The 20,832-nt window shown below is 49.9% G+C and carries 15 protein-coding genes; 4 read left to right on the top strand and 11 right to left on the bottom strand.

Annotated features, from left to right (window positions below; genetic code table 11):
• Both D1627_RS18540 and D1627_RS12190 read right to left on the bottom strand, forming a co-directional pair.
• A partial coding sequence (locus D1627_RS18540) for a hypothetical protein (RefSeq protein ID WP_233555614.1) occupies positions 1-318 on the bottom strand: 318 nt, incomplete at its 3' end.
• Between the two features lie 189 nt (positions 319-507).
• Complete coding sequence (locus tag D1627_RS12190) at positions 508-1,749, bottom strand: NAD(P)-dependent oxidoreductase (protein WP_119432501.1); 1,242 nt, start codon at positions 1,747-1,749, stop codon at positions 508-510.
• A 245-nt stretch (positions 1,750-1,994) separates the two neighbouring features.
• Here D1627_RS12190 and gcvP point away from each other — a divergent pair, with 245 nt between their 5' ends.
• The 3 genes from gcvP (at position 1,995) to D1627_RS12175 (ending at position 6,214) form a co-directional block, all read left to right on the top strand.
• Positions 1,995-4,913, top strand: a complete 2,919-nt coding sequence (gene gcvP / locus D1627_RS12185) for an aminomethyl-transferring glycine dehydrogenase (protein ID WP_119432500.1) — start codon at positions 1,995-1,997, stop codon at positions 4,911-4,913.
• Positions 4,914-5,352: 439 nt separating this feature from the next.
• Positions 5,353-5,544, top strand: coding sequence for a hypothetical protein (locus D1627_RS12180; protein ID WP_147383291.1), 192 nt, complete (start codon positions 5,353-5,355; stop codon positions 5,542-5,544).
• A gap of 76 nt (positions 5,545-5,620) precedes the next feature.
• Entirely contained in the window at positions 5,621-6,214 is a 594-nt protein-coding gene (locus D1627_RS12175) for a DUF4136 domain-containing protein (RefSeq protein WP_119432498.1), read from the top strand.
• A 2-nt stretch (positions 6,215-6,216) separates the two neighbouring features.
• On the opposite strand, the gene D1627_RS12170 is transcribed toward D1627_RS12175, so the two are convergent.
• The 6 genes from D1627_RS12170 to D1627_RS12145 all read right to left on the bottom strand — a co-directional run bounded on the left by D1627_RS12170 (position 6,217) and on the right by D1627_RS12145 (position 17,170).
• Entirely contained in the window at positions 6,217-8,499 is a 2,283-nt protein-coding gene (locus D1627_RS12170; RefSeq protein WP_119432497.1) for a TonB-dependent receptor domain-containing protein, read from the bottom strand.
• 279 nt (positions 8,500-8,778) lie between these two features.
• Complete coding sequence (locus tag D1627_RS12165) at positions 8,779-10,764, bottom strand: OmpA family protein (RefSeq protein ID WP_119432496.1); 1,986 nt, start codon at positions 10,762-10,764, stop codon at positions 8,779-8,781.
• Between the two features lie 20 nt (positions 10,765-10,784).
• Positions 10,785-11,717 (bottom strand): PorP/SprF family type IX secretion system membrane protein, encoded by a 933-nt coding sequence (locus D1627_RS12160; RefSeq protein WP_119432560.1) that lies wholly within the window; start codon positions 11,715-11,717, stop codon positions 10,785-10,787.
• A 34-nt stretch (positions 11,718-11,751) separates the two neighbouring features.
• Positions 11,752-14,970 (bottom strand): ice-binding family protein, encoded by a 3,219-nt coding sequence (locus tag D1627_RS12155; RefSeq protein WP_119432495.1) that lies wholly within the window; start codon positions 14,968-14,970, stop codon positions 11,752-11,754.
• Positions 14,971-15,413: 443 nt separating this feature from the next.
• On the bottom strand, positions 15,414-16,316 hold the full coding sequence (lipA, locus tag D1627_RS12150; protein ID WP_233555619.1) for a lipoyl synthase: 903 nt from the start codon (positions 16,314-16,316) through the stop codon (positions 15,414-15,416).
• A 122-nt stretch (positions 16,317-16,438) separates the two neighbouring features.
• Positions 16,439-17,170, bottom strand: coding sequence for a hypothetical protein (locus tag D1627_RS12145; protein ID WP_119432494.1), 732 nt, complete (start codon positions 17,168-17,170; stop codon positions 16,439-16,441).
• 71 nt (positions 17,171-17,241) lie between these two features.
• Between D1627_RS12145 and D1627_RS12140 the strand changes: the two genes are divergently transcribed.
• Positions 17,242-17,649, top strand: coding sequence for an OsmC family protein (locus D1627_RS12140; protein WP_119432493.1), 408 nt, complete (start codon positions 17,242-17,244; stop codon positions 17,647-17,649).
• A 22-nt stretch (positions 17,650-17,671) separates the two neighbouring features.
• Here D1627_RS12140 and ytxJ read toward each other — a convergent pair whose 3' ends face one another.
• From ytxJ to D1627_RS12120, 3 genes are all read right to left on the bottom strand, one after another.
• Complete coding sequence (ytxJ, locus tag D1627_RS12135) at positions 17,672-18,019, bottom strand: bacillithiol system redox-active protein YtxJ (RefSeq protein WP_119432492.1); 348 nt, start codon at positions 18,017-18,019, stop codon at positions 17,672-17,674.
• Positions 18,020-18,047: 28 nt separating this feature from the next.
• Positions 18,048-18,413 carry a hypothetical protein gene (locus D1627_RS12130; protein WP_119432491.1) on the bottom strand — a complete coding sequence of 122 codons (366 nt, stop codon included), beginning with the start codon at positions 18,411-18,413 and terminating at the stop codon, positions 18,048-18,050.
• Positions 18,414-18,769: 356 nt separating this feature from the next.
• Entirely contained in the window at positions 18,770-20,749 is a 1,980-nt protein-coding gene (locus tag D1627_RS12120; protein WP_119432489.1) for an alpha-ketoacid dehydrogenase subunit alpha/beta, read from the bottom strand.
• Between the last annotated feature and the right edge of the window lie 83 nt (positions 20,750-20,832).

Below are 20,832 nucleotides of genomic sequence, written 5' to 3'. Positions count from 1 at the left end.
CGGCCGAGGCGCCCCTTCCGGAGCGGGCTGCAAAGGTAGGGAAAACTCCCCGAACTTCGCAACTCTTTTTTTCAGTATTTTTTTCCCCGGCCCTTCGCCGAGGCCCCCTTCCGAAGCGGGATGCAAAGGTAGGGAATTAAAACCGAACTCCGCAACACTGAAAAGAAGTTTTTTTAATCTTTTATTTGCTTCTGATTTCTCTTTTTGCGCTTGTCCCCTGCTGGAACGCGTTGCAAAGGTAGCTCTTTCCCCTTTTAAAGCAAGCACTGCAGGTAAAACTAATTTAACATTAGAGGTAATGACTTGATTTTGAAGCACAATATTTTCAAACGTTTCAGCATCCGTAACATCAGCTATGCTTCTCTCAGGTTTTCACGCCTACTTTCAGCCCTGTATTAATAGTATAGCTACTCTATAGTATCAAACCCATCCCTTAATTAAGGTGTCTTTTAACAGAGCAGTTACCTCTTCTTATATCATACCTTATATATAAGAAGAGGCTTACGTTTATACTGCCTCATGCTTTTTGTCATTCCTGGCGCTGTCGGCATACCCTTGCAAGTAGGCATAGCGCGGGGTTAGCTTACCGGCTCGTGCAATGGTTGCCCGCTCCAGCATGTGTTCGGCATCTCCATTAAAGAAGTGCGGTACCACATTATCTATTAGGTGGCGGCCAAAATCGCGGGAGGCGTTGCGGGGCAGCTCGCATGGCAGGTTGTCTACAGCCATCACAGTGATGTTTCGATCGCTTGTGTAGGCTGGTTCTAGTTCTGCCGTGTCCGGGTTATAATCGTAAGCTGGCTCAAGGATGGTTGACGACCGCTTTGTAGTAGGTATGGAGCCGTTTACATCGCAGGTAATGTCGGCAATGGTGTCTATCTTAAAGTCAGGCTCGCGGGTTTCTTCTTCGGTAAACAGCTTTGGGGCGCGTGGGTCCCAGTATGCGCAGGCCAGCAGCAGGTCGGTGACGCGTGTGAATTTCCGGAAGGTACTCTTATATAAGTGTGGGTTGGCATAGAAATCCGGGGAGTCCCATACTTCCACATCGGGGCGGGTATTATAATCGCCGGAATGCAGTTGGGCATACACCGGCTCTGTGAACTGCTTGTACAGGTAATCGAACACGCTGACCTTTCGGATGCCCATTTTATCCAGCACTTCCATGGCACCGCCTGCCACGCGCCCGCCTCCGGTTACGGCAATCTTTATAGGAGGCAGTTTTACCTTAAAGTATTCTTCCTGCATATCCTCCAGCTCATGGCACAGGTATGCTGGCTTCAGGTTGAAAAGCTTATGCTTTCGGCCGTAAGTAAGTATACCATTATAGGCTCCTACTATACCGGCATACCTGCCAAAGGCTACTACACGCTGCCCGTCTGCGGTTTTTAATGTTTCATAGTCAATCAGCGTGATGTTTTTGTCAAGTATGGCGCGCAGCAGTTTGGCGTTGTGAGGCTGCATCTTTATAGTATGCGAGAAGAAGAAGTATGTTTTGTTGGGGATAAGCTGCTCAACCGGCACCTCCTTCACCCCCATCAGCACATCGCAATCGCTTAAATCCTGCTGTAGCGGAATGCCGAGTTCTTCATACTCCTCATCGGAAAAGCTGCGGATATCGCTGGGCTGCACAACAATTTCCATATCCGGAAACTCCTGCAAAGCCTCCACGCATTTCTTAGGCGTAAGGGGCACACGTTTATCTACCGGTATTTTCCCTTCTTTAATGATGCCGATCTTTAGTTTGCTCATACGTATGCCTCCTGAATTGTTGCCGCTGTTTTAGTGTTAGTGTCATAAACAAATCTAGCTGATGCCACTTATACTTCAGGGATTTATGCTTTCCCGAAAGGCCTTTGGCTAGCTTCTAACTATTTTGCTTTGATGCTTCAATATAATAAACTATTACTACTTTTGTAAAAAGATCGGGAGCAGGTAAAGTGCCCGCGCCCTGAGGTGCCGAAAACCCAAAAATTCCAGACCAATATATCACCGTTATGATTTTTAAAACCAAACCTGCGGATGTGTTTAAGGAGCGCCACAACGGCCCCGACAAAGAGCAAATGCAGGACATGCTGCGCACCATTGGCGTAGACACACTGGATCAACTGATTGAGGAAACCGTACCAGCCGCGATCCGACTTAAGAAACCGCTTAACCTGCCAGCTGCACTTTCTGAGAGAGACTTCCTGAACAAGTTTTCGCAGATCGCCAAGCAGAACAAAGTATACAAGTCGTACATCGGCCTTGGCTACAACGACACCATTCTGCCGCCGGTTATACTTCGTAACATCATGGAGAACCCGGGCTGGTACACGGCCTATACGCCATACCAGGCTGAGATTGCGCAGGGCCGACTGGAGGCGCTGATCAATTACCAAACCATGGTGATGGACCTGACAGGTATGGAAATCGCGAATGCCTCGCTTCTGGATGAGGGAACCGCCGCCGCTGAGGCCATGGCCATGTTCTTCTCGCAGCGCAAAGGCTCCCGCAAGAGCGCTACCCGCTTTTTTGTATCAGAGCAGGTGCTGCCGCAAACCATCGATATCCTGAACCTGCGTGCCACACCACTGGGCATAGAACTGGTGATAGGCGACCACCGCGAGGCAAACTTGGAAGACGAGACACTGTTTGGCGCTATTGTGCAGTACCCTGCTGCCGACGGTGCCATTTTTGATTATACTGATTTTATTGCCAAAGCACACGAGCAGGGCATGATGGTAGCCGTAGCTGCCGACATTCTTTCGCTTACCTTATTAACTCCTCCGGGTGAGATGGGCGCTGATGCCGTAGTGGGCACTACCCAGCGTTTTGGCGTACCGATGGGATTTGGTGGCCCGCATGCCGGATACTTTGCTACCCGCGATACCTTTAAGCGTGTTATCCCTGGCCGTATAATTGGCCTTTCTGTGGATGCCGACGGCAACAAAGCGTACCGAATGGCATTGCAAACACGCGAGCAGCACATCCGCCGCGAAAAAGCAACCTCCAATATCTGTACCGCACAGGTGCTGCTGGCAGTTATAGCAGGTATGTATGCCGTGTATCATGGTCCACGCCGCCTGAAGTATATCGGCCTGAACACGCACGCGCTGGCACAGCAACTAGAAAGTGGCTTAAAGGCACTTGGCTTTACACAGCAGAACGAGCAGTACTTCGATACACTTAATACAGTAGCAGAGAGTGCGGACATGGCGCAGGCTATCCGCCAGGAGGCTGAGGCTGCCGGCATCAACTTCCGTTATTTCGGAGAGAAGAACATTGGCATCTCGCTGCACCAAAACACTGACCTGCAGGACATAAAAGCCATACTTGCTGTTTTTGCAAAAGTGTCCGGTAAGTCTGCGGATGTTTTAAGTATAAATGAGCTTCCGGAGGAAACTGAAATCACCTGGGCAGACGGACTGATTCGTAAGAGCGAGTACCTGACGCATGAGGTGTTTAACGAGCATCACTCTGAGCATGAGATCCTGCGCTACATGAAGCGCCTTGAAAACAAGGATATTTCATTGGTGCATTCCATGATCTCGCTTGGCTCTTGCACCATGAAACTGAACGCCACTGCCGAGATGATTCCGGTAACCTGGCCAGAGATTGGGCAACTGCATCCCTTCGCCCCTGCCAGCCAAACACAGGGCTACAAGCAGATCTTCACTGACCTAGAAGCCTGGCTGTGCGAGGTAACCGGTTTTGATGGCGTATCGCTGCAGCCAAACTCCGGTGCCCAAGGCGAGTATGCCGGCCTAATGGTTATCCGCGCGTACCACGAGTCCAGAGGCGAAGGCCACAGAAATATTTCCTTGATTCCTTCTTCTGCGCACGGCACTAACCCCGCTTCTGCGGTAATGGCCGGCATGAAAGTGGTTATCGTGAAATGTGATGAGAAAGGAAACATTGATGTAGCAGACCTGCGCGCGAAGGCCGAGCAGTATAAAAATGAACTGTCTTGCCTGATGGTGACCTACCCATCTACCCACGGCGTGTATGAGGAGAGCATCATCGAGATCTGCCAGATCATCCACGACAATGGCGGACGCGTGTACATGGACGGCGCGAACATGAACGCCCAGGTAGGGCTTACGTCTCCGGCAACTATCGGAGCGGATGTTTGCCACCTGAACCTGCACAAGACCTTCTGCATCCCTCATGGCGGCGGCGGACCAGGCGTTGGCCCTATCGGTGTGGTAGCAGATCTAGTACCTTTCTTGCCAGGCCACGCTGTGGTTGACTTAGGTCGCAAGGATGCCATACCTGCGGTTTCGGCGGCGCCTTGGGGTTCTGCCTCTATCCTGCCTATCTCTTATGCATACATTGCCATGATGGGCGGTGATGGATTAACAGAGGCCACAAAAATTGCAATCCTGAACGCAAACTATATTAAAGCCCGCCTCGAGAAGCACTACCCGGTACTGTATGTTGGCAAAAATGGCCGCTGCGCACACGAGATGATCCTGGATTGCCGTGAGTTCAAGAAAGCAGGTGTTGAGGTAGAAGACATTGCCAAGCGTCTGATGGATTATGGCTTCCATGCGCCGACGGTATCGTTCCCGGTTGCCGGCACCCTGATGGTAGAGCCAACGGAGTCGGAGGCACAGGAAGAGCTGGACAGATTCTGCGAAGTAATGATCTCTATCCGTGAGGAAATCCGCGAGATTGAGGCAGGCAAGGCTGACCAGAAGAACAACGTGCTGAAGAACGCGCCGCACACAGCCAAAGTGGTGATGGTAGAAAACTGGGACCGCCCGTACACCCGCGAGAAAGCCGTGTTCCCGATGCCATACTTGCGCGACATCAAAGTATGGCCAACTGTTAGCCGCATCGACAGCGCCTACGGCGACCGTAACCTGGTTTGCTCTTGCGCCCCGATTGAGGCATATAACGAAAATGATAATGAAATGGTAGCCATAGGATAAGCTGCTTAATTATTTACGCAACAAAAAGCCTGGCCACTTGGTCAGGCTTTTTGCTTTTATACTATTCCTGAAGCGCCATACTTTCTAGTAGCAACTCGCACTTTCTATCGTCCGCATTTTTCTTTAACAAGATGAGTTTTTTTCAGCTAACTAGAATCTAATAAACTCCTTCACGGAAAGCCTTAAAACTAATATACCATAAGCATAATCCTATTTTAGACATCTACAATAGAACTATATCAACAAAAATATAAACCGAAAATCATTATCTATACTATTGCATATCATATATATACATATATTTGCAGCATTATCACGCAGTTATAGCCATTTTTACATAATTAGTATGATTAAATCATTAAACATAGCATTTTTCTCTTTTGCCTTTGCCCTTGTAGCAAATTCTGCATCAGCGCAAGCATTTTCTGCGTCATTAGCTATGCATACTGATAACGGTACTAAGGTAACTGCCACCCCAGAGAGCACCCCTAAAAAAGTAGAGATAGAGAAGGCTCAGGCTGTTTCTATTTTTACGGAGAGTGTAAGCAGTAAGAGTATGAGCGATGAGCTGACTGTATGGGTACAGCATGAGTTGGCTCAGCCAAAGCAAAAAGCGAAGCGCCGCCGCTAATACCTGTCGGTGCCTCTTCGGCCTTGGCAATATATCATCCGTATAGCTCGTTAATTGCATTAATGGATATCCCGAGATGAAAGCAGGCCTTTTTTATACTTTTCTTTTCCTGATGTTTTTGATGGCTGCTTGCACCCGCATAGTAGCCAACACATCCTACACTTACAATCCCTCCACAGATTTCGGGCAGTTAAGCACCTTTGGCTGGTATAAGGCCGAGGTACCCAAACCCATAGCCGGCAGCGCAGGCTCGCAGTTTAACCTGCTGCTGGACCAGCGCATAAAAGAGGCTGTTGCCAGCGAACTGGTGAAAACCGGCATGCAGCCAGAAGCCGAAACTCCGGATTTTCTTGTTGCCTACGATATTGCCGTGGATACCAGCCAAATGGTAAACGACAGCTATACTTTCCCCAGCGGTTTTGGCTATAGTTACAGTTACTGGTATGGCTACCGCTACCGCTATACCACCGTTGGGCTACCAAACTACCGTCCTATCCAGTCGCTGCCTTCCGGCACGGTAGTAATAGATATTATCTCCCCGGAATCAAACCAGCTTTTATGGCGCGGTTACTCCCAGGCCAACTTAAACCCTACCTCTCTAGACGAAGAGCGCATTAACTTGATCGTGGCTGATATCATGGCGCAGTTCCCGCCACAACCCGTACGTTAGTTTTACAGCGTATACTTCAGGCTGATTCCTCCATAATAATTGCGATCCGGGGCTGGTTGGAAGAAGCGCCCACCAAAGGCGTTCAGGTCGTTGCCGAGGCTATACTTTTCATCTGTCAGGTTATCTACGCCGCCAAATACGTCTAAACCAAAGTGAGCGCCCAACTGTTTTCTCAGGCCTAATTTGGCAGCGGCAACCACATAGCTCGTGGCATATACGGTGTTCTCATCGTTCAAAGGAATTCTATCTGCGTAGTTACCGGTTAGGTTAAGGTAAAGGCCAACCCGCGTGTTAAAATCCAGGCCTGCAGTTACGGCATGCGGGGCAACCCCAGTTAGTTTTTTTCCTGATAAATCCGTCTCGCCTTTTTGATATTCCCGGAACCGGAAATGGCTGTATGTATAGCTCGCCCATACTTTAAGCAAGCTAAGGGTTTGCGTTGGTTGGTTTAGTAAAGTATAGGCCATACTTGTTTCGACGCCTTTTTGCCTGGTGCTTCCCACGTTCCGGAACACGGCCACGCTGGATACGTCCTGCTGGCTCACAATTGTCTCCTTTAGGTTGAAATAAAAGCCTACCACATCAAAATTAAAACGGCTATCAGCTAACGAGCCCCGAATGCCGGCCTCGTAGTTTGTGCCTTTTTCTGCCTCCAGGTCTTCGTTCAGCTGCCCGTCCGAGGTCAGGATCTCCTCCTCGGTGGGCGGTGAAAAGCCGGAGCTCACGCTGGCATGCGCCGTGATTTTATCGGTGAGTTGCTTAAGTATAGCTACTCGCGGCGACAGCACGCCATCAAAATCCTTTTCATACTTGTAGGCACCGCTGCCTAGCCGGGTTATTTCGTAACGGGCATCGTTCAGGCTCAGGGCTGCTGTGGCTATTATGCCGGCAGGAAGTTCCAGCTCGGCCTGTGCAAATACGAAACCAGCTTTGGCCACTACCTCGTCATCCGTTCGGAGGTTACCAGGCGTTCCGCCATTGTTGTCGTAGGTTCGTGCTGCCTCAAAGCCTCGCTGAAACTCACCGCCCAGCGTATAGGTGGCAAGTATACTTCCGAGTTGCTGGGTATAGGCAAAGCTGGTGCGCCCGCCAAACTCTTGGTTGGTGTTGCGCTCATAATCGGTATTAAATGGATTGTCCTTAAACTTGTGCAACCCATAAAGCGCAGTAGTATTCCGGAAGCTGTCGTTAAAATCATACTCTTGCTTTAACCCAATGTTTATACCTTCCAGGTCGAGGGAGGCTTGCTGCGCCACGCTCCCGAACTGCCCGCCCCGTGCCTGGCGTGGATCCTGGTTGTATTGCTCCTGCGTTAGCCCACCCGGCAGCTCATAGTATAAATTGGAATACATCAGGTTTGCCGCGAGCGTTTGCCTAGCAGATAGCTTAAACTCAGAGCTAAGCAGCAGCACATCGCGGTCCATAGCCGCCTGCTCCCGATAACCACCATACTTTTGCTTAGTGTACTGTACCAATATACTGCTGTTTTCTGTGGCAACACCCGCAGTAGCGGCATAACGTCGGAGGCCATAATCGCCGATAGTTGTGCCCACTTCTAACGTATGGCTGCCTGGCACAGGGCGCTGCGGCTCTAAAAGCACGGTGCCCCCAGTGCCTGCGCCATATAAACTGGCGGTAGGGCCTTTCAGAATTTCTATACTTCCTATGTTGCCGGCATCCAGCAGATTCAGGGCCGTGGTGCCGTTAGCTTCTGTAAAAGGGATGCCGTTAAAGTATATTTTCACGTTGCGGATGCCATAAGGCGAGCGAAGCGTGCTGCCCCGGATAGATAGCCTGTAACTGGCTGGTGCTCGCTCCTCCATCCGCACCCCGGGCACTGTGTTAACCGCCCGCGTTAAGGAGCTTTCATCAAACCGCGCAATCACTTCACGGTCTATCAGGCTTACAGCGCCGGCGGTTTGCAAAAGAGGCCTGCCGGTTTCATAGCCCGTTACAACCACTTCTTGCAGGCTGGCAGCTGTGGGCTGCAGAAGCACCTGTAGCTCCTGCCCTGTTCTTGGGTTAACTATATCCTGGGATTTGTAGCCTAGAAACGTAAAAGCAATGCGCTCTATCACAGCAGGCGTTTCGAGGGTAAAGCGGCCGTTCGGTTGGCTCATGCTTTTATGCCCTGAACTGGCCTGTATGGTGACCCCTCCCAGCGGTTGTTGTGTAGCCGCATCCTTTATATAGCCTGTATAGAGTTCCTGTGCCCATAAGCCTTGTGGCACAAGCAAGATCAACAAGCAAAACAGCAATCGGGTTTTAAGTATGTATCGATTCATATGCCAGGAAATATCAACAAGTCAAAACGGTGAAACAGGTTCAAGGTCTATGGTTCGGCAAAGCCAAGCATCAAACACTACAATGCTTTATAAGCTGTGAAGTATAATTACAAGCATTTTGAGCTTTTATGAGCTGGCTGGTACCTTGCCCGGCTTTTTGAACAGTTGCCTGTTGTCTTTGTTTTCAACCACAGCCACACTGATACTCCGGACTCATTAAAAAAGGCCCCACAGAGTCTGCAGAGCCTTTCTAAACTATGAAAGCTATTTAGAACTAAATCAGTTTTTCTTGATCGTGAACTCGGTGCGGCGGTTAAGTTGATGCTCAGCCTCCGAGCACTCTACGCCCGTGGCGCACTGGTTCACTAATCTTGTTTTTCCGTAGCCCTTAGCTGTCAAGCGGTTTTTATTAATACCTTTTGACACTAAGTAATCCACAGCGGCCTGAGCACGCCTTTCGGACAGCAACTGGTTATACTGCTGGCTTTCGCGGCTATCGGTATGCGAGCTTAGCTCCATCTCCACGCGCGGGTTGTTTTTAAGCAGCGTTACAATCTTGTCCAGCTCTTTGGCTGCATCCGGTCGAATATCCCACTTGTCCAGGTCGTAATAGATGTTTTCCAGCACAATGGCTTTTTCTATCTCGTTCTTGTCAAACACCAGCGCTACCTTCATCGTGTCCGGGGCATTAGCAGGCACTGTTACGTTTGATACCATCTTTAAGTAACCAAGCTTTGAGCCTGAGAAGGTATAAGCATTGCCTGTGCGGGCATCCATGTAAAACTTAGCATCCTTATCTGTAACAACTACCGTAGAGTCTGTTGAGCTTTGGCGTGCCACCATAATTCTGGTTTCCGGTAATGGCTCCTGCACGGTTTTTTTCTGGCTGTTCTGGAAACGCCCTACCGTGGTAATGGCTAGGATAACTGGTTTTTGCAGCACGGTAAAGGCGTATATATCCTCGGTGCCGTTCTGAGAGTCGCGGTTAGACGATAGCAGACCGCGTGCGCCAGGCTCCGTAAACATGATGCCGTAGTCGTTTTGCGGGGAGTTTATCGGGTAACCTAAATTACGCACATCGCGCCAGTTGCCTTGCTCGCCCTCGGCTGAGAAGATATCCATGCCGCCCATACCTAGGTGCCCGTCAGAAGCGAAGTATAATTTGCCATTGACATCCACATACGGGAAGCTCTCGCGGCCACTTGTGTTAATGGCTGGGCCAGCATTTACAGGTTCTGCCCAGGTTCCATCAGTATTGCGCTTGCTATAGAAGATATCGGTATCGCCCAGTGTGCCCGGCATATCTGAGGCAAAGTATAAGATCTGCCCGTCCGGTGAGATGGCCGGGTGCCCAATAGAGTACTCTTCCACCTTATTATAAGCAAACGGCTGCACGTTAGACCAGCTGCCGCCCTGCTTATCCGTTGAGTAAATCTCGAGGCGGTTGATGTAATTTGGTTTCTGTGGTTTCTCTACCCAACTGGTCGGGTCTGCATTGGTGTTATCCAAGGCAGACACCATTTTGGTTCGGGTGAAGTATAGCTTTTCGCCGGTTTTTGCTGCGGAAGCCGTTGCGTTGTGGTAGCCTTCGTTTACGACCTCCTGAAGCGCCGCTGGTTGGCTCCAGCTATCCTGGCCATTTTGCTGGGCCATAAACAGCTGCAAATATGGGCGGCCAGTCCAGCCGTAAACCTTTGCCTCCTTGCCTGCTTTGCTCACGCCTCTGTCTGAGGTAAAGATCAGGCTGTTATTGCCATACAATACCGGGCTAAAATCTGAGAAGCCGGATGCGTTAAGTGCTGGCAATGGTTTTACCTCAGCCACGGCAGGTTCGTTCATCCAGCGGGTAGCTTTATCGGTGGCCTGCATCAGCGCCTGCGCACGCTCTGCCTGCTCCGGCACTTCCTCGCCCCACTGCATGTACCGCTCTTTGGCTTCTTTGTACTTGCCGTTGCTTTGCAGCGCCTCCGCATAGTAGTATAGGTTCATCGGGTCGCGGCCTTCCATATTCACTACTTTGCTGTACCAGTTTTCCGCTTCCTTGCTTTGGCGGGTCATGCGGTAGGCAGCAGCAATGCGCTCCGTGGTTTCTAGGGTAGGTTTGTGTTTTTGTATGGCTTCCTGGTATTGCTGCAGTGCCAGGGCATACTCGTAATTTTCAAAAAGTTTATCTGCTTTGCGCAGCGATGACTGTGCCTGGGCCATTGGCGCAGTGCCAAGTATGGCGGCAGCTATAAGGCAAAAGGGTGTATATGTAAACTTCATAGATTTGTAAGCGCTTGAGGTTAAAAGTACTGCGGCGTAAGCATTTTTGTGTCCTTCTTGCGGAAGAAGTAGTACCCAACCGATACTTCGTGGGTGCTTTGGTCGCTGTATCCGTTCAGCATTTTATCGTAGGAATAACCGATGCGCAGCTGCTTCAGTACCTGCAGCTCCCCGATAAAGGCAACCGCAGTGCGCTTTTCAACTTCATCTGTTTCAGGGTCATTAAAGATATTCATGCTGGTACGGTACGAACTACCCAGCCACAGGCGATCGCCCAGAAGTATAAATCCGTTCAGGTCTACACTGGTAGGTGCGTTAAAATCCTCTTTCACCAACACGCTTGGCTTCAGCTTCACAAAAGGGCTCACATCAAACACATAGCCCGAGGTAAAGTAATAATGGCGCTCCGGCTCTATCTGATTCTCATCCTCAAACTTCAGCAGGTCCGTACCTGACAGGCCTGCATAGAAACGGCGTGAGTGGAAGTATGCCCCTAGCTTTATCTCCGGCTTAATGTCTGTTTGCTTTTCTTGCGGAATAGATGGGTCGTTTATAATGCCATACTTGCCACCATCCAGCGTATGCTGCACCAACCCTGGCGCTATGCCCAGGCTAAACACACCGTTCGCGCTTACCGGCAGCTTTACCGCAAAGTTGGCATAAGCGCTTAATGTGCTTTGCGCACCTATCTCATCGTGCATCAGGTTCAGGCCAAGGCCTAGCTTCTCATTGGCTACCAAACCATCCAGCGCCAGCGACTGTGTGGTTGGCGCGCCATCCACGCCCATCCACTGAGAACGATGGAACAGGTTTAGGTTCAGCACCTTTTTGCTACCGGTATACGCCGGGTTGATAGACATGCTGTTAAAAATGTACTGCGAGTACTGCGGGTTCTGCTGGGCGCTGGCTGCTGTGGTAATCAGCAGCGCCAGCAACAGGTAATATATTTTCATTTTCATCGGAATTTCAAATTTTAAGCCTTCCTGCCTAGCGGAACAGCGTTACGTATCCAGTGAACTCTTTCTCTACGCCATCGCAAATGGTTACCCTTACCTTGTAGAAGTAAGTGCCTTGCTCCAGGCCGTTGCCGGTCCAGTTGTTCTGGTAGCCTTTGGTTTTGTATACTTCTGAGCCCCAGCGGTTAAAGATAATTACCTCGTTTACCGGGAATTTTTCCAGGTTCTTAATCTCCCAGGTATCGTTAATGCGGTCGCCGTTCGGGCTAAAGGCTTTCGGGAAGTCCAGGTTGCCATCGGCCAGCGAGGCGTCTATCGGTGCTGAGGCCTCCACGCTGCTGCATGGGCCGTTTACGGTAGACACGCTTACTGTGCCAGTTTGCGTAGCATTATCTGCGGTAACAGTGATAGTAGTTGTGCCCTGGCCCGATAGGATTGTAAAGCCACCGGTTACCGTCCAGTTGTAGCTTACCGCACCCTGAACCGGATCAATGCTAAAGGTAAGACCATCGCATGCATTGCTGTTGTCGGTTATCTGCCCAGGGGTAACTGGCGGCGCGAATACTGTAATAGGAAACGGCTGACCCATTACTACATTGTTACAGGCGTTAGAAGCCTGCACCTGCACATTCCCTCCTGTGGTACCAGCAATTGCAGTTATACTTACGCCGGTGTTAATGCCATTCGCAAAGCTCCAACCTTGTGGCAGTGTCCAGGTATAAGTGGCCCCAGCCTCAGGATTAGTTACAGTATAAACTATCCCCTGCGTGTTTTCGCATACCTCCGCATCGCCGGAGATGATTGGGTTGGCAGGTGCTGATGTAGGAGCAACTACTAGCTCTGCTGTTGCGCTGGCGCCGCAGCCGTTTTCTACGTTCACGGTAACCTTGCCATCTCCTTCACCAACTCTAACTGTAATGCTGTTTGTGTCCTCGCCGCTAACTAGAGTCCAGGTAGCAGGCACCGTCCAGTTATACTTAATGGCATCATCCACTTTAGCTATCGAATAAGTTAGCTCTGTACCTTTGCAGGCGGTAGTCTCGCCAGAAATGGTTGGCAAGGCTGGCTTGTCGTTTACAGTTACCGCGATAGATGCAGACTGCTCGCTGATGCCGCACTCGTTGCTGCCAAACACTGCAATGGTTCCGCTGCTGTTGCCAATAACTACTGTAATTTCCCGCTCGTTGGTTGGTGTGCCAGGCACTACTGACCAGCCTGTAGGAAGATCCCAGAAGTAAGTGGCTCCCGTAACTGCGCTGGCAGCATAGGTTCGCTGCGAGCCAGCGCATACTACTGTTTCTCCGGTTATAGTTACAGGAGCCGCTGGCAGTGGCTTAATATTTACCAATTTAGTAGTTGCTGCAGGCGTGAAGCAAGTGTTGCTTACTGCTAGAGTTAGCGTGCCGCCTGTAGTGCCTGCACTAACCGTTACTGTTGCCGCATTGTCTGCAGAGGTAATGGTTAAGCCTCCTGTGGCCTGCCATTTATAAATAGTACCTTCCGGATAACCAGTTACTTCATAAGTGTTACCGGTGCTGTTCTGGCACACAGCATCCGGGCCATTGATCACTGCTACTGCCAGTGCTGGTGTTACGGTAATGTTCTGGCTGGCTGTGTACGTTTTGTTGCAAAGGTCCGTAGCCGTAACGCTAATTGTTCCGTTGCTAGCTCCTGCGGTTATCGTCACCTCGTTATCAGACTGAGATATAATTTGCACACCACCAGTAGCCGTGAAAGTATAAGTTGCCCCAGCAATTGGCTTGGCAGTATAAGTGATGTTTGATACGCCCTCGCATAACGTTGCTTGTCCGGTAAGAGCAAAGCCTGTTACCTCAGGGCAGGCCACTTCGATAACTGCAGTGGCTGAGTTGTTATTCATATCAAGGTCTGGCACCTCGTTGCTTCCGGCTACTGTTGCTGTGTTTACGATCGTGCCGTTCTTGTTTATCTGGGCTGTGATGGTAACTGTTTTACTTGTACCTGCTGCCATGTCACCCAAGTTAAATGTACCGTTGGCTTGCACATATCCTCCTGTTGCAGAAACAAACTCTAGCCCTGCAGGAAGTACATCCGTTACTATAACAGCCTTGGCATCGTAAGGCCCATTGTTTGTAACCGTTAAAGTATAGGTTACCTCTCCTCCGGCACTATATGGTGCCGTGGCGGCGGTCTTGGTTATACTTAGGTCAGCATTTGTTTCCGGGACTATAATCGTCCAAGAGCTAGAATTATCATCGTTTTGTGGATCAGGGTCTCTAGACGATACGACCGCCGTATTAGTGAGAGATCCTGCTTCAGTGATCTTGAATGTCAGCTTAATCTCGGCTGTCTCCGCAAACTCCAGGCTAGGGATAGTCCACTTCAAGGTTGCGGGATCAAAAGTGCCTTTGCCGAAAGCGGCAGAGCCTGTTACGTACTGCAGGCCGGAGGCAGGCAGTTTATCTTGCATCACAACATCATAGGCTGTACCTGGGCCGCTGTTGCTCACGGCTATCGTGTAGGTTACCTCGTCGCCAATTCTGTAGGTTTTCTCCGGCGCAGACTTTACAACTTTTACGTCTGTTCTCACAATGCCCGGCAAGTATAGGTTGTTGCGTTCCAGCGTTACTGTGCCTTCTAAAGAAATAGCTCGGCCATTAACGCCTACACCGTCCTGTAAGTATACATCGCCTTTGGCAATTATAGTACCTACGAAGTTTGTGATACCGCCTAAGTCTACCCGGCCGCTCACAATCCAATACACGTTTTTGCTTTGCGCATAGATTAGACGGATAGCTGCATTGGGAGCATTAGAAATCAAATCGCCGTTAATTTCGAAGATATACAGGCCATCCGGATTGCCCTCGGCGTTCAGGGTTAGCACACTCTCGAAGCTGGCTGTGCCTGTAAGCTTGTAGTGGCCAGGCCTGATGCCTGTCGCTCCGCTGTTCAGGTTAGTAATAGTTACAGCGCCAGCCTTCTCATCAAAGCGATTATACGCAGCTAAGGCGCTGGCCTGAGCACCAGTGGCGGAAGCCCCCGTTTGGATACTACCCTCTTGTATGCTTAGCAATTCCGGGTTCTCGATATTGCTGCGGTTCTCTATGCCCACGCTGCCCGTTACGCCAGAAATACTTTTTACAGCGATTTTTTTAGAGGCTAGCACGGCAAAATTAGTCGCCTGCCCCATTATTTCCTGCTCAGTTTGCGCCAGGCTTTGAGTGATACTACCTATCAGGAGCAGAAAGGTCAGCAGTAAAGGTCGGATCATATAATCTTAAGTATAAAAGAATATTTTTTAATAAAATATGAATAGATATATATACTTATCTACCTATTTATAGTATTTACTCCTTCGTTTCGAAATGGTTTTAGCAATTAATAAAGTTCATATATCTATATATGCCAATTATCGAATAAAGGCTGTTTTTATTCTATATTCCTTGCCGCAGAGCAGCCTGCTAATGGGCAAAGCAGAAATAAAACAGTGCAATAATCTAAAGAGAGGAAAAAGGTAAAAGTTGTTTACATAGTCGTAGTAGCTGATAATCAGCAGTAAAATTACGTTTCAGGACTTTATATCCAAAAAATTGCACAAAAAATATCAAAATTCTTTATTTTATCCTACCAATTATACACCTAGAAAATAGTACAAAAAAAAGCCCCTGTTGCACATGTTTGCAACAGGGGCTTCGGCTATCTAATGTTTTAACGCTAAACGTTTACATGGCGCTCTGCGTGATAAGAAGATCTTACTAAAGGCCCTGACTCGACGTACCTCAGGCCTCGCTTAAGCCCTTCCTCACGGTAGTGGTCGAACAGGTCCGGATGTATAAACTCGGCTACCTCTAAGTGCATTTTAGTAGGCTGCAAGTACTGCCCCAAGGTCAGGATATCGCAGCCGTTGGCTGCCAGATCGTCCATGGCTTGGTATACTTGCTCGCGCGTTTCGCCTAAACCCAGCATAATACCGGTTTTAGTGCGTTGGCCATACTCTTTGGTGCGGCGTATCTGCTCCAGCGAGCGATCATATTTTGCCTGCGGGCGCACGCGGCGATACAGCTCTTTCACTGTCTCCATGTTATGCGATACAACCTCCTGCCCTGGCGAGATCATCGTGATCAGGGCATCCCAGTTAGCCTTCACGTCCGGGATTAGCGTCTCGATGGTTGTGGTTGGCGACATGAGCTTTACCTGCTTTACGGTTTCGTGCCAGATGGCGGCTCCACGGTCTTTCAGCTCATCGCGGTTTACCGAGGTAAGCACGGCATGCTTCACACCCATAAGCTTGATGGCCTCCGCTACGCGGCGCGGCTCATCTTCGTCATACTCGTTCGGGCGGCCTGTAGCCACAGCGCAGAAAGAGCAACTGCGGGTACACACATTACCTAAGATCATGAACGTAGCTGTACCAGCGCCCCAGCACTCACCCATATTCGGGCAATTGCCGCTCTCGCAAATGGTGTGCAGCTTATATTCGTCTACAATGCTTCTTACTTTGGCGTACTCCTTCCCAACCGGCAGTTTTACACGCAGCCAGTTTGGCTTGCGCGGCTGGCCCAGTGCGTTAAGCCCCTCGGGCTTGGCATTAGGCTGAATAACCGGAAGTGTCATCATTTCATCCATGGTGCAAAGATAGGAAGTTATGGGTTAAGAGTTTAGCCATTGGGCAAAAATGTGCCTATGGCATGGTTTGCCTATCTAACAAAAACAAGCTCCCAAATGTTCGGGGTGGGGGATTACTTCCGGGTACCGTAGTATAAATTAAGGTACACGCCCGTAAAGATGTTCTTGTTATCTGCCAGCGGAATGATAACTGGCTTGCTTGGGAAATACTCAACAGACACGCCTACCTCTATACCAGCTATACTTTCGCGGTAACGGCCATACTCAAAGCTAAGGCCGGCCTTTGCGTGTACGCCGGGCTTGATCTTGGCTTCGCCCAAGCCACGGAATACGGTATCGCTTCCTAAAATATAATCTAGGTTGGAGTGCTCTCGCTCATCGTAAGGTACTGTCCGGATATCTGTGCCGTTGCCGTTATAGTTGTAATCGATATAATAAGGTACTTGCAAGCCAATAGAAGGGCCTATGGCACCAATGGCGTTAACCTGCACACCAGACTCTGCCGCCTTACGGAAAAGAACCAGCTCACGCCCATAGTGCGGCCTCACCACAAAAAGGTAATTCCTTTTACCATAGATAAACGAGTCGCCGGACACCGGGCTGTAATAGCGGTTCTCTTTCGGGTGCTTTATCTCTACAATCTCGATTCCGCCAAACTGGTACATGCGCTCGTTCATGAAATACGATGAGCGCATAAACACACCTCCGATCAAGCCGCCGTTAGAGTTAAAGTTGATGCCATAGCTTAGCTCGTTACGGAAGCTCTCGTCTTCCTGCGACTGGGCGACGGCAGGGGCAGCGCTCAACAGGGCTGCTACAAGTACATATGCGAAATATCTAATCACAGAACAGGGCGTTTCAGATTGTCTAAAAGTAATTAACTTTACGCGTATTTCAAATTCAGGATTTTATACGTATGGCAACAATACAAAGTGTTTATAAAGGTGATTTGCGTACTTCCGCCAAACACCTGGCCTCTGGCAACTGCGTCATCACCGATGCCCCCGTAGACAATAACGGGAAAGGCGAGGCATTCTCCCCTACCGATTTGGTTTGCGCCGCACTCGGCTCCTGCATGATGACAATTATGGGCATTGTGGCCAACCGCAGCAACATCGACATTGAAGGCATTGAGATTGAGATTACCAAAACCATGGCCGCAGAGCCGCGCCGCATTGCCGAAGTGGAGCTGTTATTTACAATGCCTGCGGGCAAATCATACTCCGATAAAGAGAAAGCGATGCTTGAGAATGCTGCCCGCACCTGCCCGGTGGCCCTCAGCCTGCACCCGGATGTAAAGCAAACGATTACCTTCCGGTACTAACAAAAAAACGGCGAGGCAGTTATTACTGCTTCGCCGTCACTTTTTTCTTCAGGGCATCTACACTTATGCTTAGGTGCGATGCATCATAGGAGCACATGCCGTCCTGCACAAGCAGAAGCTGCGGCGACTGGTGCGTTACGTGTAATGTTTCTGCCACCTCGTTAGATACCGGGCGGTAACTCAGCAAATCCAGGTAATAGGGCTTTACGTGGTCCAGGCCTGCGCCAGCCCATTGGCGCTCCAGGCGGCTTTTGGCCGTTGAGCTGATAGAACAAGAGGTACTGTGCTTAAAAATCACTACCGGTGTGTTCTTCGACTCTTCCAGAATTTCATCTAACTGCTCTACACTGGTTAGCGGGTGCCAATTCATATATGTATTTCCTTTCTATTCGTGTGGATTAATCTTTTTTCTTGCTCCGCTGTTTATACTTCCGTTTCTTTTTGAAGAGCTTTAACTTTTTAACCGGCTCACCGCTCGTGTTAAATTGGTACTTATCACGCCCATCTTTATAGACGCGCTTACGCCCTGCCGCTCCTTTTTTAAAAGTATAAATATTGGTGTTAAGGTGTGTTTCTTTATAAGCTGCATCTACTTTAGAGGCTTCTTTCAGAGAAAGCTTCACTTCCTGGTCATGCTGTGCCTGCGACTCATGGTTCACCTGGCCGTAACCAGACACTGTGCCTATCAGGAAGAACAGCAACAGGCTGAAGCCATACTTCAGAACCTTTTGAGAACAATATGCTGCAAGACGCACCTTCATCATCGTTGTATACTGATTCCTGTTAAAGTGGTTTCTAATGCAGGATTAATTGCGCCGCTTCTTTTTAACCCGGCCATTCTTATCCATAGGCACCTGTATCGCCTCCAGGCCCTGGGTATTTGGCCCCTGAATTTTGATGCCGCGTTTGCCAGTTGGTTTTGGGCAAGGTATAACACCTTTGCGCTGACAACTAGCACCAGCAAGCAAACTCAGGCAAAGCAATCCAAATAAATAAAGGCGAAGTACACGCATGGCGCAAATCTAAATATTAAAATAACATTATAACAACTTACATTTGAAAACTGATATATAACACACCCAAAACTGAATTATATACCAGAGTTTGCAAGCACAAACCGCTAGTAATTCAGCATCAGCTCGGCTTTCTGGCGCAGGCGCTGCCTTGGTAGGAACTCTTGCTCTAATGGCGGAGCAAACGGTACGGCAGTATCCAGGCTGGCTACACGCGCCACCGGGGCATCCAGCAACTCAAAGCAGTGCTCACTGATCCAGGCAGCTATTTCACCGCCTATACCTCCAGTTAGAGTATCCTCGTGCAGAATGATTACGCGGCCTGTCTTTTCGACGGCGGTACGCACGGCATCCTTATCCCATGGCAGCAGGGAGCGCAGGTCCAAAATCTCCAGGCTCGACTCACGTAACTCCTGCTGCAGCTGCTTGGCCCAGTGCACACCCATACCATAAGTGATAATAGTCAGGTCAGAGCCCTCGGCCACAGTCTTGGCTTTGCCAATTTCAACAGTATAATAATCATCCGGGATTTCCTGCGAAATGGAGCGGTACAGCATTTTGTGCTCGAAGTACATTACTGGATTCGGGTCCTCGATGGCGGCATTCAGCAGGCCTTTGGCATCATAGGGCGAGGATGGGTAAACGATCTTGAGGCCCGGCGTATGGAAGAACCAGGCCTCGTTGCTCTGCGAGTGGAACGGACCAGCCGCCGTGCCCGCACCTGTTGGCATGCGCACCACCACATCGGCATTCTGGCCCCAGCGGTAGTGGCTCTTGGCCAGGTTATTCACGATCTGGTTAAAGCCGCAGGTCACGAAATCGGCGAACTGCATCTCCACAATGCTTTTCTTGCCCCTCACCGACATGCCCATGCCAACGCCAAGTATGGCCGACTCGCACAGCGGGGTGTTGCGGATGCGGCCTTTTCCGAATTTCTCCACCATGCCTTCCGATACTTTAAATACGCCGCCGTACTCTGCCACATCCTGGCCCATTAGTACCAGGTCTGGGTAGCGCTCCATACTTTGGTTGAGCGCATCGGAGATGGCATCCACAAAACGACGCTCGGTTTTGGACTCGGAGGCTGGCTGCACCACTTCCTGCTCAAAGGGCTGGTACATATCAGCTATCTCCTGCTCACGGTTAACTTCCGGCATCGGTTCTGAAAAAGCCTTTTGCAAGCCTTCCTCAATCTCGTTACGCAGCTCCTCTTTTATACTTTCCATTACCTTCTGCGTTAGCACAAGCTCATCCAGCAGGTAACTTTCGAAATTCTCAACAGGGTCTTTCTTCGCCCATTTCTCAAACAGCTCCTTTGGCACATACTTGGTGCCGCTGGCCTCCTCGTGCCCGCGCATCCTGAAGGTAATTGCTTCTATCAGCATCGGGCGTGGGTTTTTACGGATGCTGGCCGCTGCCTGGCGCACGGTGTCGTATACTTCCAGCACGTTATTCCCGTCTATCTGCAGGGCATCTATGCCGTAAGCCGGGCCTTTATCTATAAAGTGCCTGAATTTAAACTGCTCGTTGTTTGGCGTGGACAGCCCGTAGCCGTTGTTCTCTATCATAAAGATTACCGGCAGGCCCCACACAGCCGCCACGTTCAGCGCCTCATGGAAATCTCCTTCCGATGCGCCGCCATCTCCGCTGAACACAAGCGTTACCTTCTCTTTCTGCTCCAACAGATCGGCCAGGGCAATGCCATCTGCCACAGCCAGTTGTGGCCCGAGGTGCGAGATCATGCCTACAATGTGATGCTCGTTGGTGCCGAAGTGGAAAGAGCGGTCGCGGCCCTTGGTAAACCCGTGCAGCTTGCCCTGGAACTGCGCAAACAGCCTATCCAGCGCCACGCCACGGCTCGTGAACACACCCAGGTTGCGGTGAAGCGGCAGAATATACTCGTCCTGCTCCAGCGCCATGGCCGAGCCAACCGAGATAGCCTCCTGCCCAATGCCGGAAAACCATTTGCTTACCTTCCCCTGTCGCAGCAGCACCAGCATGCGCTCCTCGATCATGCGCGGCTTCAGGATGGCGCGGTATAGTTGTATTAACTCTTCTTCTGTATACTCTTTGCGGTTATAGTTCATCTCTTTTAATGAAACTTCGTTATAGTTCGGCAAGTTAAACTAATGGCATTCTATCTGAAACTTATGCCACTAATTTATACATT

This window comes from Pontibacter oryzae (genome assembly GCF_003576375.1).
Classification (GTDB): Bacteria; Bacteroidota; Bacteroidia; order Cytophagales; family Hymenobacteraceae; genus Pontibacter; species Pontibacter oryzae.
The sequence above is the reverse complement of the archived record's forward strand: the minus strand, read 5'-3'. Positions and strand labels throughout refer to the sequence as shown.